We start from the raw sequence: 14,023 nt of genomic DNA, 5'->3' as shown, positions 1-14,023 counted from the left end.
GTCAGCCTTCCTCCAGGTGCAGCAGCAGGCCGAGCGACAGCATGACGGCGGCGACCGGCGGGCTCCAGGCGGCCAGCAGGATCGGGATCTGCCCGCTGTCCCCCAGGGCCTGCGCGAAGTTCCGCAGGAAGTAGAAGCCGAAGCCCGCCAGCAGCGCGAAAAGGACCATCCGCCCCGTGCCGCCGAAACGGACATGGCGCATCGTAAACCCCGCCGCGACCAGCACCATCGCCGCCATCAGCAAGGGCAGCGCCAGCTCCATCTGGTACCAAAGCTTGTAGGCCTGGGCCGAGAAGCCCGCGCGCTCCAGGTCCGCGATATATCCCGGCAGGTCCCAGAACCCGATGGCCGAGGGCGTGCCGAAACTGTCCCGGATCCTCTCGGGCGTCAGGTCCGAGGGCAGGGCGACCGGCCCCTCGGCCCGCGTCGCGGTCAGCTCCGGGTTGGCCGCCGCCAAGTCCCAGGTCTTGGTCCCGGTCAGCTCCCAGGCGCCTTCCACCAGCTTCGCTGTCTCCGCCTCGACCCGCCGCGTCGGACGACCCTCCATGTCGAAGCCCAGGAAGGTGACCCCGAAGAGCTCGGTCCCGTCCAGGTTCGAGCGCGCCGCCTGGATCACCGTCTGCCCCTCGGCCGAGCCCTGCCGCAGCCAAAGCCCCGTATCCGCCACCGACAGCACCGACCGCCCGCCCTGGCTCAGTTCCGACCGCATGTCGTCATAGGCCTTCGACGTCGCGGCGACGATCGGGTTGAAGAAGGCCACCGCCAGCAGCCCCAGCGCGATCGACACCAGAAGCGGCGTCATGAGGAACCGCAGCCCCGACCGCCCCGCCGCCCGCACCACGACCAGTTCGGACGACCGCGCGAGGCCCAGGAAATTCGCGATCGCCCCCATGATCAGGATCAGGGGCAGGATCCGGTACAGCGTCTCGGGCACGCTGAAAAGCGACAGCCGCGCCGCCCCCGCAAGCCCGATCCCCGCATCCGAGAACCGCCGGAGCTGCTCGATCATGTCGATCAGCATCAGGATCACGAAGAAGGCCAGGAACACCCGTCCCACCGACCCCAGGAAGCGCCGCGCGATGTAAAGGCTCAGCGTCATGCGAAGACCCGCCTCTGCCGTGGCCGCTGCGCCCACCAAAGCATCGCGCCCGCCACCAGGATCCCGGCCACCGGCGCCAGGTAGACCGCGGGCCAGGCACCGTCGCGCTCCAGCGCCGTTGCCCCGCCCCAGGTCCAGACCAGTTGCATCGCGATCAGAAGCCCCACCGCTACCGCCATCTGCCGCCACAGCCCGAAGCGCGAGAAGGACCCCTGCATCAGCGCCGCGAACCCGATCAGCGCCGCAGCCACCGCCAGAAGCGGGCCCGCCAGCCGCGAATGCCCTTCCTCCTGCATCTGCGCCACGCTCGCCCCCGTCACCGCCGCCGCCTCGGGCGATGCCGTGATCAGCACGGGCGTCGGCAACGCGTTCAGCGCCAAGGGGCCCGTCCCGCCGACCGAGATCAGCCCCGCCAGGTCCAGCGTGAAGTCGGAAAACCGCGTCACCGTCATACGCCCGCTGGCCCGGTTCAGCCGCTGGGTCGAGCCATCCACCATCACCAGCTTAGGCGCCACCTCTCCACGCACCAGGAAGGCCTTGCGCGCCGTATGCACCGCGCGCTCGGTCTCCGACCGCTCATCGGCCAGGAACAGGTCCAGGATCTCTCCGGTCGGGCTGATTTCGCGGATGTAAAGCGTGATGCCCTTTGAGGGATGCATGAACTGCCCGGCATTCAGGAACCGCGCCGTGATGTTCTCGGAGATCTCGGCCGACCGCTCGCTCAGGATGCGCTGGCTGGCGGGCACCAGTACGTTGGTCAGCACCAGTTGCATGACCATGACCGTCAGCCCGAAGTAGAGCACCGGCCGCGCCAACCTGAAGGCGGAAAACCCCGTGGCTTGCATCACCACCAGCTCGGATTCCTGCATCAGCCGGTTCACGACATAGACCGTGGCCGCGAAGGCTGCGACCGGCAGGACGAGGCGGATCGCGTTCGGCAGCGTCAGGATCGAGAACTCCAGGAAGACCAGCGCCGACTGCCCGTCGCCGATCAGCTGGTCAAACAGGCCCACCGCCCGGTTGACCCAGTAGACCGCGACCAGCACCAGCGCAAAAAAGCCAAACAGCGACAGCAGTTGCGACAAGAGATATCTGTCGAATCTAGACACGCCCTGCTTCGTCCCTACAACATCTAGGCGCGACCCTAGCGGAATTAGCCAGCGGCGAAAACTGGTATCTGGCCAATCGGCGGACCCGGCTGTAGCCTCCCGGCGATGTGCCGCCAAGGCGCAAAGATCCCGACGGACAAAAAGGTTCATCATGCCGAAACCCCTGCCGATCCAGTTCCAGGCCACCGACCTCGAGGCCCTGGCCGCCGCCACCGGGAGCATCGTGGTCCTGGCCGACGCAAGCCAGCCGGCAAGCCCGGGCTTCCGGCGGCTGGATCGGCTGACCAAGGGCGCATTGGCCCGCGCGGCGGGGTCGGAGGCCTTCGGCAAGCTCAAGCCCGGCGAAGCGATGGAGCTCGCCTTTCCACCCGGCATTGCTGCCGATGCCGTCCAGCTGGTCCGCCTGCCGAAAAAGGCCGACCAGACCCAGGCCCGCAAGGCCGGGGCGACCATCGGCAAGGCCCACGGGGCAGGGCACACGCTGATCCTCGCCGAAGCCCATGCCCGCGCCGCCGACATCGCCTTTGGCCTCGCCATGCGCGCCTATGACTTCGACAGCCACAAGACGGGCGAGAAGACCGCCCCCGGTGCCGTCACCCTCATGGCCACGAACCCCGAGGCCGTCGCCCGCGCCGCAGCCCCGATGGCCGCCGTGGCCGAGGGCGTGTTCTTCACCCGCGATCTTGTCAACGAACCGGCCAACGTCCTGACCACGCACGATTTCGCCGCCCGCCTGGCCGCGATGCAGGAGCTTGGCCTCGACGTCGAGATCCTCGAGGAAGAAGAGCTGATGAAGCTCGGCATGGGCGCGCTCCTGGGCGTGGGGCAGGGGTCGGAAAGCCCGTCCAAGGTCGTGGTCATGCAATGGCACGGCGGGAAGAAGGGCGAGGCGCCCTTCGCGCTGATCGGCAAGGGCGTCGTCTTCGACACCGGCGGCATCTCGATCAAGCCCGCCGCGGGCATGGAAGAGATGACGATGGACATGGGCGGCGCGGGCGTCGTCGCCGGTGTCATGCGGACCTTGGCGCTCCGCAAGGCCAGGGCCAATGTGGTCGGTCTCGTGGGGCTCGTGGAAAACATGCCCGACGGTCGCGCGCAGCGTCCGGGCGACGTCGTGAAATCGATGAAGGGCGACACGATCGAGGTGATCAACACCGACGCCGAGGGCCGCTTGGTCCTCGCCGACGTGATGTGGTACGCGCAGGAACGCTTCAAACCCACCGGGATGATCGACCTCGCGACGCTGACCGGCGCGATCATCATCGCCCTGGGTCATGAAAACACCGGCGTCTTTTCCAACAACGACGAGCTCTGCAACGCCTTCCTCGCCGCCGCCAAGGCGGAAGGAGAGGGCGCCTGGCGGATGCCGATGGGCGATGCCTATGACGCCAAGCTGAAATCGCGCATTGCCGACATGATGAACGTGGGCGGCCGCGACGGCGGCGCGATCACCGCCGCGCAGTTCCTCCAGCGCTTCGTCAAGCCGGAAACGCCCTGGTGCCACCTCGACATCGCGGGCACGGCACTCACCAAGGGCGAAACCGCACTGGCCCCGAAGGGCGCGACCGGCTGGGGCGTCATGGCGCTCGACCGCCTGATCCGCGACCGGTTCGAGAAGTAAGGCTCCTCGCTCGCGTGCCGCATCGCTCCTCGCGGGACGGCGCGCCAGCGAGGAGAAGTCGCAGACGCACGACGAGCGGACCCGAAGGACCAGCATGGGCACGGTGATGTTTTTCCACCTGATGCAGTCGGCCCCCGCCGATACGCTGGCCGTCAACGCGCCCCGGGCCTTGCAGCAGGGCTGGCGCGTCATGGTGCGCGGGACCGACCCGGCGGCGCTGGAGCGGCTGGACGGTCAACTCTGGCTAAGGGGCGGCGACGAAAGTTTCCTGCCGCACGGGCTCGAGGGCGGGCCGCATGACGCCGACCAGCCGGTTCTCCTCGGTCTCGGTCAGCCTGCGAATGGCGCGAAGGTCCTTGCGCTTGTGGACGGGGCAGGGGCCACCGATGCCGAGATCGCCGCGATGGAGCGGGTCTGGGTCCTCTTCGACGGCAACGACCCCGACCGGCTGCAGGCCGCCCGTGGCCAGTGGAAGGCGATGACTGCCGCCGGGCACGCCGCGCAATACTGGTCCGAAGAGTCGGGCCGCTGGGAAAAGAAGGCCGAAAGCGCCGCGCGCTAAGGGCCAGGGCAGAGGTTAACGCCACCCTAACGCGAAACGGCAAGTATTTGAAAGATATGGCGGACTAGGAAATGTCCACCGTGGACACTATTGCCGCAGGACCAGCTTCGCCCCGTCGAACTCCATCCGGAACTGGCCCAGGTAATCCATCCCCAGCAGCGACTGATCCAGCTGTCCCTCGGTCACGAAGGCCCCGAAATTCTCGTTCCGGAACGGCCCCAGCTCGACCGTGTCCAGCGACACCCGCGCCGTCCGGACCACCCCGTTGGCCGTGTTTGCCTGCCCCCGGAAGGCGAGGCTCTCCGGATCGATCCCCAGCCGCTCGGCATCGCGCGAGCCCAGCACCATCCCCGAGGCCCCGGTGTCGACCATGAAGGGCACCGAGGTCCCGTTGATCACCAGGGTGAGATAATAGTGCCCGTCCGCCGACCGCGGCACCTCGACCGCGCCGCTGGCGGCGACCTCCTGGATCGGCATCACGTCCCGCCGGATGTCCGACCACAGACCGTAGCCCGCGATGATGCCGACGAAGATCAGGCCCCAGGCCAGCCCCATCCGCAGCGCCTGGCCCATCCGCTGGCGGAACTCCACCATCACCCAGCCGCCAAGGGCGACCAGGATGATCGCCAGATAGCCCACCCGGGCCAGGGTTTCTCCGTCCATCCGAACCTCCGGTTCAGGCAGATATGGGGGCAGGGGGCGGGCTTGGAAAGGTCACCCGATCAGCCCGGTGCCGCGCACGCCGTCGATCACGAACTGCACCGATAGCGCGGCCAGCAGCATCCCCAGAAGCCGGGTGATGACGATGACCCCGGTCCGGCCCAGCATCCGCTCCAGCGGCGGCGAGGCCAGAAGGAAGGCGTAGGTCACCGCCATCATCAAGACCATCAGCCCCAGCACCGCCAGCGTCCCGCCCCAGGCTGGCCCCGCTTCGCCCACCAGCAGGATCACCGAAGCGATCGCCCCCGGACCCGCGATGAGGGGCGTAGCCAGCGGGAAGACGGAAGGGTCATGGTCCGGCTCCGCCGTCTGCCCCTCACGCCGCTGGGTGCGGCGTTCGAAGAGCATGTCCAGCGCAGTCAGGAACAGCAGGATCCCGCCCGCGATGCGGAAGGCAGGCATCGAGATCCCGATGAAGCTCAGGATCGCCTCGCCCGCGACCCCGAATAACAGCAGAAGACAGGCCGCGATGATACACGCCCGCCGCGCCATCGCGCGCCGCTTTTCAGGGCCCATGCCGCGGGTCAGCGCGATGAAGAGCGGGACGAGTCCAGGCGGGTCGATCACCACGAAAAGCGTGGCGAAGGCTGTGATCAGGAAGGCTGTCTCGGGCATCTCGGCTCCAGCTTTCCGGCAGGGTAGGCGGAGCCACCGCGTTTGGGAAGCGGAACCTCCAGCGCTCAGGCGCTGACCAGTTCCAGCTTCTCCTGCGCCGTCAGCCAAAGCGCCTCGGCCTTGTCGAGCGCTTCCATCACCTCGGCGTACTTCCGGTTCCAGGTCTCCAGTTCGCCCTTGCGGCCGTCCTCGTAAAGCTCCGGGTCCGCCAGCTTCTTCGCCAGCTTGTCGCGCATGTCGTTCAGCTTCTCCAGCCGGTCTTCGCACTTGCGGACCTCGGCCTTCAGCGCCAGCATCTCGTCACGGCTGGGTTTCGGCTTCTTTTCAACGGGTTTTGGCGCGACCTTCACCTCTTCGTCGCCGGCAAGAAGCTGGCGACGATAGGCCTCCAGGTCCTCGGTATAGGGGGTCACCGCGCCGCCTTTGACCAGCCAGAGTCGGTCGGCCACCAGGCCCAGAAGGTGCATGTCGTGGGAAACCAGTATCACCGCGCCGGGATATTCGGTCAGCGCCTCGACCAGCGCCTCGCGGCTTTCGATATCGAGGTGGTTCGTGGGTTCGTCCAGGATCAGAAGATGTGGCGCGTCGATGGTGGCCAGGAGAAGCGAGAGCCGCGCCTTCTGCCCGCCCGAGAGCCGCCCGACGACCGTGTCGGCCTGGTCCGCCATCAACCCGAAGCCCGCCAGCCGCGCCCGCAGCTTCGGCTGACCTTCGGCGGGTCGCAGGCGCATGATGTGCTGGAGGGGCGTCTCGTCCAGGTGCAGTTCATCCACCTGGTGCTGGGCGAAATACCCGATCCGCAGTTTCGACGACCGGGCGATTTTGCCCTCGGACGCTTGAAGTTTCCCCGCCAAAAGCTTGGAAAGCGTGGACTTTCCCTCACCGTTCTTGCCAAGAAGCGCGATCCGGTCATCCTGGTCGATCCGCAGGTTCAGCCGTTTCAGCACCGGCGGGCCGCCATAGCCCACGGCGGCTCCGTCCAGGTTGATGATCGGGGGCGCGAGTTCCTCGGGGGCAGGGAAGCTGAACACCACCTTCTTCGCCTCTTCCGGTGCGGTGATGGGGGTCAGCTTCTCCAGCATCTTCACGCGGGACTGCGCCTGCACGGCCTTCGACGCCTTGGCCTTGAAGCGGTCGACGAAGGACTGCAGATGCGCGCGGCGGGCTTCGACCTTCTTCGCCTCGGCCTGCAACACGGCCCGGCGTTCGGCCATCTGGCGCGCGAACTGGTCGTAGCCGCCTTGCCAATAGGTGAGCTTGCGGTTGTCGAGATGCAGGATGCCCTGGACAGCCCGGTTCAGTAGCCCACGGTCGTGGGAGATGATGAGGACGGTGTGCGGGTATTTCTGGAGGTAGGACTCCAGCCACAGCGCGCCTTCGAGGTCGAGGTAGTTGGTCGGTTCGTCAAGGAGCAGATAGTCGGGCTGCGCGAAGAGCACGCCCGCCAGCGCGACCCGCATCCGCCAGCCGCCCGAGAAGGCCGAGCAGGGCATCAGCTGTTCTTCAGCATCGAAGCCCAAGCCCTTGAGAATGCTGGAGGCCCGGCCCTCGGCCGACCAGGCGTCGATGTCCGCCAGCCGCGCCTGGATCTCGGCGATGCGGTGGGGATCGTGGGCGGTTTCAGCCTCGGCCATCAGCGCCGCGCGTTCGGTGTCGGCGGCCAGCACCGTATCCAGAAGCGAGGTGTTCGAGGACGGCACTTCCTGCGCCACGCCGCCGATCCGGGCGCGCTGGGGCAGGGTGATCGTCCCGCCCTCCAGCGCCAGCTCGCCGCGGATCAGGCGGAACAGCGTCGTCTTTCCCGCGCCATTGCGGCCCACGAGGCCGACCTTGTGGCCCGTGGGAATGGTCGCGGATGCGCCCTCGAACAGGGGGCGGCCTTCGACGTTGTAGGTGATGTCCTCGATCTTCAGCATGGGCAGCGAAGTGCCTGAACCGGCCCGAAACGTCAATGCCGCCGCACCTTTTCAAAGGTCGCCGCGCGTGATAGCAGCCCGCCATCCGGAAAGGGCCACGAAGGCCCCCAAGAATGGAGAGCCACATGGCCGTTGAACGTACCCTGTCGATCATCAAGCCCGATGCGACCAAGCGCAACCTGACCGGCAAGATCATTGCCAAGTTCGAGGACGCCGGCCTGCGCGTCGTCGCCTCGAAGCGCATTCACCTGACGCCCGCCCAGGCCGGCGCCTTCTACGCCGAGCACAAGGAGCGCGGCTTCTACGGCGAGCTCTGCGCCTTCATGGCCTCCGAGCCGGTCGTCGTGCAGGTCCTGGAAGGCGAAGGCGCGATCGCGAAGAACCGCGAAGTGATGGGCGCGACCGATCCGGCCGCCGCTGCCGCTGGCACGATCCGCAAGGAATTCGCGCTGTCGAAGGGCGAGAACTCGGTCCACGGCTCGGACAGCGAAGCGTCCGCCGCCCGCGAGATCGCGTTCTTCTTCTCCGGCCTCGAACTGGTCGGCTGATCTTCCCACGAAGTTTTAGGCGGCCCGGTCACGCGACCGGGCCGTTTTTCATTGCGGGGCGGGGTCGGCGCCGCTGCACACAAATATCGGATAATCAGTATTATGTAATGTAATGGATGCTGGAAAGGCCGCATATGCCGGGATATGCAGCGCCAACCCATCTGGAGCCTGCCCCATGTTCGACCGTTCCATCAAGATCGCCCCCTCCATCCTGGCTGCGGATTTCGCGAACTTCGGGGCCGAATGCCGCGCGATCGAGGCGCAAGGCGCGGACTGGGTGCATGTCGATGTGATGGACGGCCATTTCGTCCCGAACCTGACCTTCGGCCCGGCGATGTGCGCGGCGATCCGGCCGCACATCAAGGGCGTCATGGATGTCCACCTGATGATCTCTCCGGTCGACGTCTATCTGGAAGCCTACGCCAAGGCCGGAGCCGACGTCATCACCGCTCATGTCGAGGCTGGCCCCCACATTCACCGCACGCTGCAAGCCATTCGCGCGCTTGGGAAAAAGGCAGGCGTTGCGATCAATCCCGGCACGCCGGTCGAGGCCGTGGCTGAGCTCATGGACATGGTCGACCTCTTCTGCGTGATGACGGTGAACCCGGGCTTCGGCGGTCAGAGTTTCATTGAAAGCCAGATCGCGAAGATCGCCCGCCTGCGGCAGATGATCGGCGACCGCCCTGTCCATATCGAGATCGATGGCGGGATCACCGCGACCACGGCCCCCTTGGTGTCCAGGGTCGGTGCCGACGTGCTGGTCGCGGGCTCTGCGGTGTTCAAGGGCGGCTCGGTCGACAACCCCGCACCTTATGGCGTGAACATCCGGGCGATCCGGGCAGCGGCCGAGGCTGCGATTGCCTGACCCCATCAACCTGGTCTTCGACCTGGACGGCACCCTGATCGACAGCGCGCCGCAGATACACGCGGCGGCAAATTTCGTATTTGGTGCCAAAGGCTTGCCTGCTTTTCTTCAGGAAACGGTCCGGGGCTTCATCGGCAACGGCGTGGGCGTGCTGGTCAGTCGCCTGATGGCGCACCAGGGTCTTGCGGAGGACCCGGAACTGCACGCTGAACTGGTCGAAAGCTTCATTAGCATCTACGAAGAAGCCTTTGATCTCACGACACTTTATGCGGGCGTCAAGACCATGCTCCTGGACCTCGCGGCAGCCGGTCATGGTCTGGGCATCTGCACGAACAAACCGGCCGGCCCGACCCGCGCCGTCCTGCAGCACTTCGGCCTGACAGAGCTTTTCCCCGTCGTCATCGGCGGGGACAGCCTGCCCCAACGCAAGCCCGACCCCGCACCCTTGCTCGCCGCCCTTTCGGCGCTCCAGCCTGGCCGGGCGCTTTTCGTGGGCGACAGCGAGGTCGATGCCGAAACCGCCGCCCGTGCGGGCGTGCCATTCGCGCTTTTCACCGGGGGCTATCGCAAGGCTCCGGCCGACTCGCTCGGCGCCCGGCTGATCTTCGACCACCACGCCGCCCTGCCCCGCCTCGTCGCCCATTCCGCGGCTCGACTTTAGCGAGAGTTGCCCCAAAAGGGTGACAACTTCCGTCATCTGCACGCTTTGCACGCCTTTTGGGTGTGCTAAACGTAGACAAGCCAAGGAAACCGGCCTTATCTCACGTCCAAGTCTGGAATGCCGTCGGGGCAAGCGACCCGCAGACGGCGTTCAAGGGCAACAGGGAAGATGAAGATGAGTGATACCATTCTTGCATTGCTGAACCGCATCGCCGCCGCCTCCTCGATCGACGAGGCCTGGGAGCGTGCCACCGGATATTTCGCCAGCCTGGGCTTCAGCCGCGCCAATTATGGCTTCACGCGGTTCAAGCACCTCAAGACCATCGGCGATCCCGAGGATGCGCTGTTCCTGACCACCTGCGACGCCGATTACGTCAAGCGCTACTTCCAGGGCGGGTTCTATTCCAAGACGCCGGTCTTCCGCTGGGCCGAGCACAATTCGGGCGCCTGCACCTGGTCCTGGGTGAAAGAGGCCTTCGAGGCCGGGCGTCTTTCCCCCGAAGAGGCCGAGGCCGTGCGCCAGAACGCGGCCCTGGGGATCGTCGCCGGCATGTCCGTCAGCTTCCCCGAAGTCTCCTCGCGCTCCAAGGGCGCGCTGGGGCTGATTGCCGATCCGGGGATCACGCCGGCGCGGGTGGACGAGATCTTTGCCACCCGCAAGGACGAGATCATGGCCGTGGCGAACATGATGCACCTGACCATCGTGCACCTGCCACAGCTCTCGCGCCACCGGGCTCTGTCGCCGCGCCAGCGCGAGGCGCTGGAATGGGTGGCCGATGGCAAGACGACGCAGGATGTGGCGCTTCTGATGGGCGTCTCGCCGGCCATGGTCGAAAAGCACCTGCGCCTTGCGCGTGAGGCGCTGGCGGTCGAAACCACCGCCCAGGCGGTCGCCAAGGGCGCGCTCCTGAACATGATCTTCCAGCGCCTGCCCGAAGTCGCCCAAGCCGCGAGGTAGGGTATTCCGCACTCGTTCACGAACGCGTCACATGTCACAAGGTCAAGGTGACCTTAGGGAAACCAAAGGCCACGCGGACCAGCGGACCTTGGCTGGCACTGCTTCTTATTTCCGGTCTGGCCGCTATTCAGTTGGCCGTATTAATGTCTTGCTCTCCCATACCCTCATCCCCAAGGGTCGGGGCAGGACGTGCGGCGCGGTTCTCCCCGGAACCGCGCCGTTTCCATTTCCGCGCTTTCCGCGCAGCAAAAAGGGCCGGCGCTTGCGCACCGGCCCCCTGCCCTGCCTTCCGGCAGATCAGCCCTGCAGAGCCTTCGCCACTTCGGCGGCAAAGTCTTCCTGCTTCTTCTCGATGCCTTCGCCAACGGCGACGCGGGCATAGCCGGTGATCTCGACGCCCGCTTCCTTGGCCGCGGCTTCCACGGTCAGATCGGGGTTGATCACGAAGGCCTGGCCCAGAAGCGTGTTCTCGGCAAGGAACTTCTTCATCCGGCCCGGGATGATGTTGTTGTGGATCACCTGCTCGGGCTTGGGCTTCGCGGAGGCTGCGTTCTCTTCCAGCGCCTTGGCAGTCTGGACGGCCAGCTCACGCTCCACCACCGCCGGGTCAAGGGTGGCTTCCGACAGCGACAGCGGGTTCGTCGCGGCGATGTGCATCGCGAACTGCTTGCCGATTTCCTCGGCCTTGGCCTTGTCGCCCTTCAGCGCGACGAGCACGCCGATCTTGCCCATGCCCGCGGTGGCCGCGTTGTGGACGTAGGAGACGACGGTGTCGCCTTCCAGCACGTGCAGGCGACGGAAGGTCATGTTCTCGCCGATGCGGGCGATGGCTTCCTGGATGACGGTCTCGACGGTCTTGCCGTTCAGATGCGCGGCCTTCACCACCTCGACCGAGTCGCCGGTGGTCAGCGCGACGTTCGCCACGTCACGGACCAGCGCCTGGAAATCCTCGTTCTTGGCCACGAAGTCGGTTTCCGAGTTGATCTCGACCGCGACGCCCTTGCCGTTCGTGACGGCCACGCCGATCAGGCCCTCGGCCGCGACGCGGTCGGCCTTCTTGGCGGCCTTGGCCAGGCCCTTGGTGCGCAGCCAGTCAACCGCGGCTTCCATGTCGCCGCCAACCTCGGTCAGCGCCTTCTTCGCATCCATCATCCCCGCGCCGGTCGATTCGCGCAGTTCCTTCACCATCTGGGCGGTGACAGTCATGTCTCTCTCCTTGAAACAGGTGACCCGGCGGGATCAGGCCCGCCGGGTGAAAGTCTTGGAAACGCGAAGCCTCAGGCCTCGGCTTCAGCGACCGCTTCTTCTTCCGGAGCCGCTTCCAGCGCGCCCAGGTCGACGCCCGCCGCACCCATCTGGGCCGACATGCCGTCCAGAGCCGCACGGCTCACGAGGTCGCAGTACAGCTGGATCGCGCGGGCCGCGTCGTCGTTGCCAGGGATCACATGGGTCACGCCCTTGGGCGAGCAGTTGGTGTCGACCACGGCCACGACCGGGATGCCCAGCTTCTGCGCTTCCAGGATGGCGAGGTCTTCCTTGCCAACGTCGATGATGAAGATCAGGTCCGGGGTGCCGCCCATTTCGCGGATACCGCCAAGGCTGGCCTGCAGCTTCGCCTGGTCACGTTCCATGCCCAGACGCTCTTTCTTGGTCAGGCCTTCGCCGCCCGCGCCCAGGATCTCGTCCAGCTGCTTCAGGCGCTGGATCGACTGGGAAACGGTCTTCCAGTTGGTCAGCGTGCCGCCCAGCCAGCGGTGGTTCATGTAGTACTGCGCGCACTTCTCGGCGGCTTCAGCGATCGGCTTCTGGGCCTGACGCTTGGTGCCGACGAAGAGGATGCGACCGCCCTTGGCGACGGTGTCGCGCACGACCTTGAGAGCCTGGTCCAGCAGCGGAACAGTCTGGGTCAGGTCGATGATGTGGATGCCGTTGCGGTCACCGTAGATGTACTCGCCCATGCGGGGATTCCAGCGGGCGGTCTGGTGGCCGTAGTGAACGCCAGCCTCAAGCAGCTGACGCATGGAGAACTCGGGAAGAGCCATGCTATATCCTTTTCCGGTTTGAACCTCGGCGCCGCCGTCTTCACCCCTTTTGGGGGCAACCGGTGGACCGCACGGGATTTCTCCCCGCATCAGCCCCGACGACACCTGTGAAGTGGCGCGTCCTTATGCCAGGACGCGCCGTTCTGCAAGCGCAAAGCGCGGCATCACCGCCGGTTACCAAGCCCCAGGGCGGAAATCAGAGCCGCATGGGCCGAAACGACTGGGAGCAGGCCCATGTCCGCGCGCATTCGCGGGTCGCGGGGCGCCCCGTCCCGGCGCCGTCGGATGAAGGGCCACATCTCAGGCCGCCCGGTGCAGATGGCCGCAGGCTGCGCCGACATGGCGATGGTCGGTGCCGCAGCAGCCGCCGATGATCCGCAACTTCGGCAGAACGCGCGGAAACTCGGCGTAGAGCGTGCCGAACTCCGCCGGGTCGCCATCGTCCAGTTCCGTCGCCTCGTCCAGTTCGGCGTGGCTCAGGCGCGAGGCGTTGGCGCGGATGCCCCCGATCCGGTCGCGCATCGGGCCGGGAAGCGCCGTTCCGAAATGCGTCGGATGCGCGCAGTTGACCATGTAGAAGAGCGGGCTTCCGTCGGTCGCCGCCTCGACCGCCGCAATGGCCTCGTGCAGCGACATCCCCGAGACGACCCGACCGTCGGTCTCGACCGTGAAGCTGATCACATGCGGCAGACCATGCCGCTTTGCCGCGCGGGCGATGCCGATCGCCTCATCGGGATAGGTCATCGTCACTGAGGTCACCATGTCCACCCCGGCCGCGGCCAGCGCGTCGATCTGGGTGGCGTGGACCGCCTCGGCCTCTGCAGCGCTGCGGGCCGCGTCGATCCGGTAGCCGTCGCCCGAGGGCCCGACCACCCCGTTCACCAGGACCGGAAGCTCCGCCGTCTCGTGCCGGTCACGGAAGGCCCTGGCCCAGCGCACCGCTTCGGCGTTGATCCGGGCGATCCCGGCTTCGTCCAGCCCAAGCGCACCGGCCCAGCCCATGTTGGCCCGCCAGGTGGCCGTATCCAGAACGAACCCCGTGCCCCCTGCCCGCGCCATGTCGACGAAGGTGGTGAACCAGCGGTCCAGGATCCCGCGGCCGTCGGCATCCTCCAGCAGCACGAACGAGGCGAACTGCGGCAGGTCACGCCCCTCGTTGAAGATGGCAAAGGTCTCCAGCCCTGCGTCGGCGGGCCAGGGGCGGCTGGTCGTCATCAATCTGTCGATCCGTGTCATTCGGTCATCCAATCTTCGGTTCATGATGACCGCTTATGCGCCCCGACGGGTTTTCCCGACAGCCGACCTGTG

14 protein-coding genes are annotated in these 14,023 nt (G+C 66.6%); 6 read left to right on the top strand and 8 right to left on the bottom strand.

Annotated elements, in window-relative coordinates; genetic code table 11:
- Position 1: 1 nt before the first annotated feature.
- Both lptG and lptF read right to left on the bottom strand, forming a co-directional pair.
- The gene (lptG, locus tag ACE3Q6_RS00465; protein ID WP_374426489.1) at positions 2–1,099 is read right to left on the bottom strand and encodes an LPS export ABC transporter permease LptG; all 1,098 of its coding nucleotides are present in this window, start codon (positions 1,097–1,099) and stop codon (positions 2–4) included.
- Positions 1,096–2,208, bottom strand: coding sequence for an LPS export ABC transporter permease LptF (gene lptF, locus ACE3Q6_RS00460; protein WP_374426485.1), 1,113 nt, complete (start codon positions 2,206–2,208; stop codon positions 1,096–1,098). Before lptF ends, lptG begins: the two co-directional genes overlap by 4 nt.
- Positions 2,209–2,359: 151 nt before the next feature.
- On the opposite strand from lptF, the gene ACE3Q6_RS00455 reads away from it, so the two are divergent.
- Entirely contained in the window at positions 2,360–3,829 is a 1,470-nt protein-coding gene (locus ACE3Q6_RS00455; protein WP_374426482.1) for a leucyl aminopeptidase, read from the top strand.
- 94 nt (positions 3,830–3,923) lie between these two features.
- The gene (locus ACE3Q6_RS00450) at positions 3,924–4,391 is read left to right on the top strand and encodes a DNA polymerase III subunit chi (RefSeq protein ID WP_374426480.1); all 468 of its coding nucleotides are present in this window, start codon (positions 3,924–3,926) and stop codon (positions 4,389–4,391) included.
- Positions 4,392–4,478: 87 nt separating this feature from the next.
- On the opposite strand, the gene ACE3Q6_RS00445 is transcribed toward ACE3Q6_RS00450, so the two are convergent.
- The 3 genes from ACE3Q6_RS00445 to ACE3Q6_RS00435 form a co-directional block, all read right to left on the bottom strand.
- Entirely contained in the window at positions 4,479–5,054 is a 576-nt protein-coding gene (locus ACE3Q6_RS00445) for a TIGR02281 family clan AA aspartic protease (protein WP_374426477.1), read from the bottom strand.
- 51 nt (positions 5,055–5,105) lie between these two features.
- Entirely contained in the window at positions 5,106–5,726 is a 621-nt protein-coding gene (locus ACE3Q6_RS00440; RefSeq protein WP_374426474.1) for a MarC family protein, read from the bottom strand.
- Positions 5,727–5,791: 65 nt separating this feature from the next.
- On the bottom strand, positions 5,792–7,642 hold the full coding sequence (locus ACE3Q6_RS00435; RefSeq protein WP_374426471.1) for an ABC-F family ATP-binding cassette domain-containing protein: 1,851 nt from the start codon (positions 7,640–7,642) through the stop codon (positions 5,792–5,794).
- A gap of 125 nt (positions 7,643–7,767) precedes the next feature.
- Here ACE3Q6_RS00435 and ndk point away from each other — a divergent pair, with 125 nt between their 5' ends.
- The 4 genes from ndk to ACE3Q6_RS00415 all read left to right on the top strand — a co-directional run bounded on the left by ndk (position 7,768) and on the right by ACE3Q6_RS00415 (position 10,673).
- On the top strand, positions 7,768–8,190 hold the full coding sequence (gene ndk / locus ACE3Q6_RS00430) for a nucleoside-diphosphate kinase (protein ID WP_374426469.1): 423 nt from the start codon (positions 7,768–7,770) through the stop codon (positions 8,188–8,190).
- Positions 8,191–8,365: 175 nt separating this feature from the next.
- On the top strand, positions 8,366–9,055 hold the full coding sequence (rpe, locus tag ACE3Q6_RS00425) for a ribulose-phosphate 3-epimerase (protein WP_374426466.1): 690 nt from the start codon (positions 8,366–8,368) through the stop codon (positions 9,053–9,055).
- A complete protein-coding gene (gph, locus tag ACE3Q6_RS00420) occupies positions 9,048–9,716 on the top strand; it encodes a phosphoglycolate phosphatase (RefSeq protein WP_374426463.1) in 669 nt (222 codons plus the stop codon). The genes rpe and gph overlap by 8 nt, the downstream gene beginning before the upstream one ends.
- A 174-nt stretch (positions 9,717–9,890) precedes the next feature.
- Positions 9,891–10,673: a helix-turn-helix transcriptional regulator gene (locus ACE3Q6_RS00415; protein WP_374426460.1), complete on the top strand. Its 783-nt coding sequence runs from the start codon at positions 9,891–9,893 to the stop codon at positions 10,671–10,673.
- A 297-nt stretch (positions 10,674–10,970) separates the two neighbouring features.
- Here the strand turns inward: ACE3Q6_RS00415 and tsf are convergent, their stop codons facing one another.
- The 3 genes from tsf to ACE3Q6_RS00400 all read right to left on the bottom strand — a co-directional run bounded on the left by tsf (position 10,971) and on the right by ACE3Q6_RS00400 (position 13,951).
- Positions 10,971–11,879, bottom strand: a complete 909-nt coding sequence (gene tsf, locus ACE3Q6_RS00410) for a translation elongation factor Ts (RefSeq protein ID WP_374426457.1) — start codon at positions 11,877–11,879, stop codon at positions 10,971–10,973.
- A gap of 71 nt (positions 11,880–11,950) precedes the next feature.
- On the bottom strand, positions 11,951–12,715 hold the full coding sequence (rpsB, locus tag ACE3Q6_RS00405) for a 30S ribosomal protein S2 (RefSeq protein ID WP_374426454.1): 765 nt from the start codon (positions 12,713–12,715) through the stop codon (positions 11,951–11,953).
- 300 nt (positions 12,716–13,015) lie between these two features.
- A complete protein-coding gene (locus ACE3Q6_RS00400) occupies positions 13,016–13,951 on the bottom strand; it encodes a homocysteine S-methyltransferase family protein (RefSeq protein WP_374426451.1) in 936 nt (311 codons plus the stop codon).
- Positions 13,952–14,023 lie beyond the last annotated feature (72 nt).

Origin of the sequence: Tabrizicola sp. (assembly GCF_041913445.1) — a bacterium.
Classification (GTDB): Bacteria; Pseudomonadota; Alphaproteobacteria; order Rhodobacterales; family Rhodobacteraceae; genus Tabrizicola.
This window is presented reverse-complemented; position numbering and strand designations above follow the sequence as displayed.

What these genes read in the sequence shown, in the direction of transcription:
- rpsB (WP_374426454.1), bottom strand. Translation starts at nt 12,715, where the DNA reads ATGGCTCTTCCCGAGTTCTCCATGCGTCAGCTGCTTGAGGCTGGCGTT.
- ACE3Q6_RS00435 (WP_374426471.1), bottom strand. Translation starts at nt 7,642, where the DNA reads ATGCTGAAGATCGAGGACATCACCTACAACGTCGAAGGCCGCCCCCTG.
- ACE3Q6_RS00455 (WP_374426482.1), top strand. Translation starts at nt 2,360, where the DNA reads ATGCCGAAACCCCTGCCGATCCAGTTCCAGGCCACCGACCTCGAGGCC.
- ACE3Q6_RS00450 (WP_374426480.1), top strand. Translation starts at nt 3,924, where the DNA reads ATGGGCACGGTGATGTTTTTCCACCTGATGCAGTCGGCCCCCGCCGAT.
- ACE3Q6_RS00400 (WP_374426451.1), bottom strand. Translation starts at nt 13,951, where the DNA reads ATGACACGGATCGACAGATTGATGACGACCAGCCGCCCCTGGCCCGCC.
- ACE3Q6_RS00445 (WP_374426477.1), bottom strand. Translation starts at nt 5,054, where the DNA reads ATGGACGGAGAAACCCTGGCCCGGGTGGGCTATCTGGCGATCATCCTG.
- rpe (WP_374426466.1), top strand. Translation starts at nt 8,366, where the DNA reads ATGTTCGACCGTTCCATCAAGATCGCCCCCTCCATCCTGGCTGCGGAT.
- tsf (WP_374426457.1), bottom strand. Translation starts at nt 11,879, where the DNA reads ATGACTGTCACCGCCCAGATGGTGAAGGAACTGCGCGAATCGACCGGC.
- lptG (WP_374426489.1), bottom strand. Translation starts at nt 1,099, where the DNA reads ATGACGCTGAGCCTTTACATCGCGCGGCGCTTCCTGGGGTCGGTGGGA.
- ACE3Q6_RS00415 (WP_374426460.1), top strand. Translation starts at nt 9,891, where the DNA reads ATGAGTGATACCATTCTTGCATTGCTGAACCGCATCGCCGCCGCCTCC.
- ACE3Q6_RS00440 (WP_374426474.1), bottom strand. Translation starts at nt 5,726, where the DNA reads ATGCCCGAGACAGCCTTCCTGATCACAGCCTTCGCCACGCTTTTCGTG.
- ndk (WP_374426469.1), top strand. Translation starts at nt 7,768, where the DNA reads ATGGCCGTTGAACGTACCCTGTCGATCATCAAGCCCGATGCGACCAAG.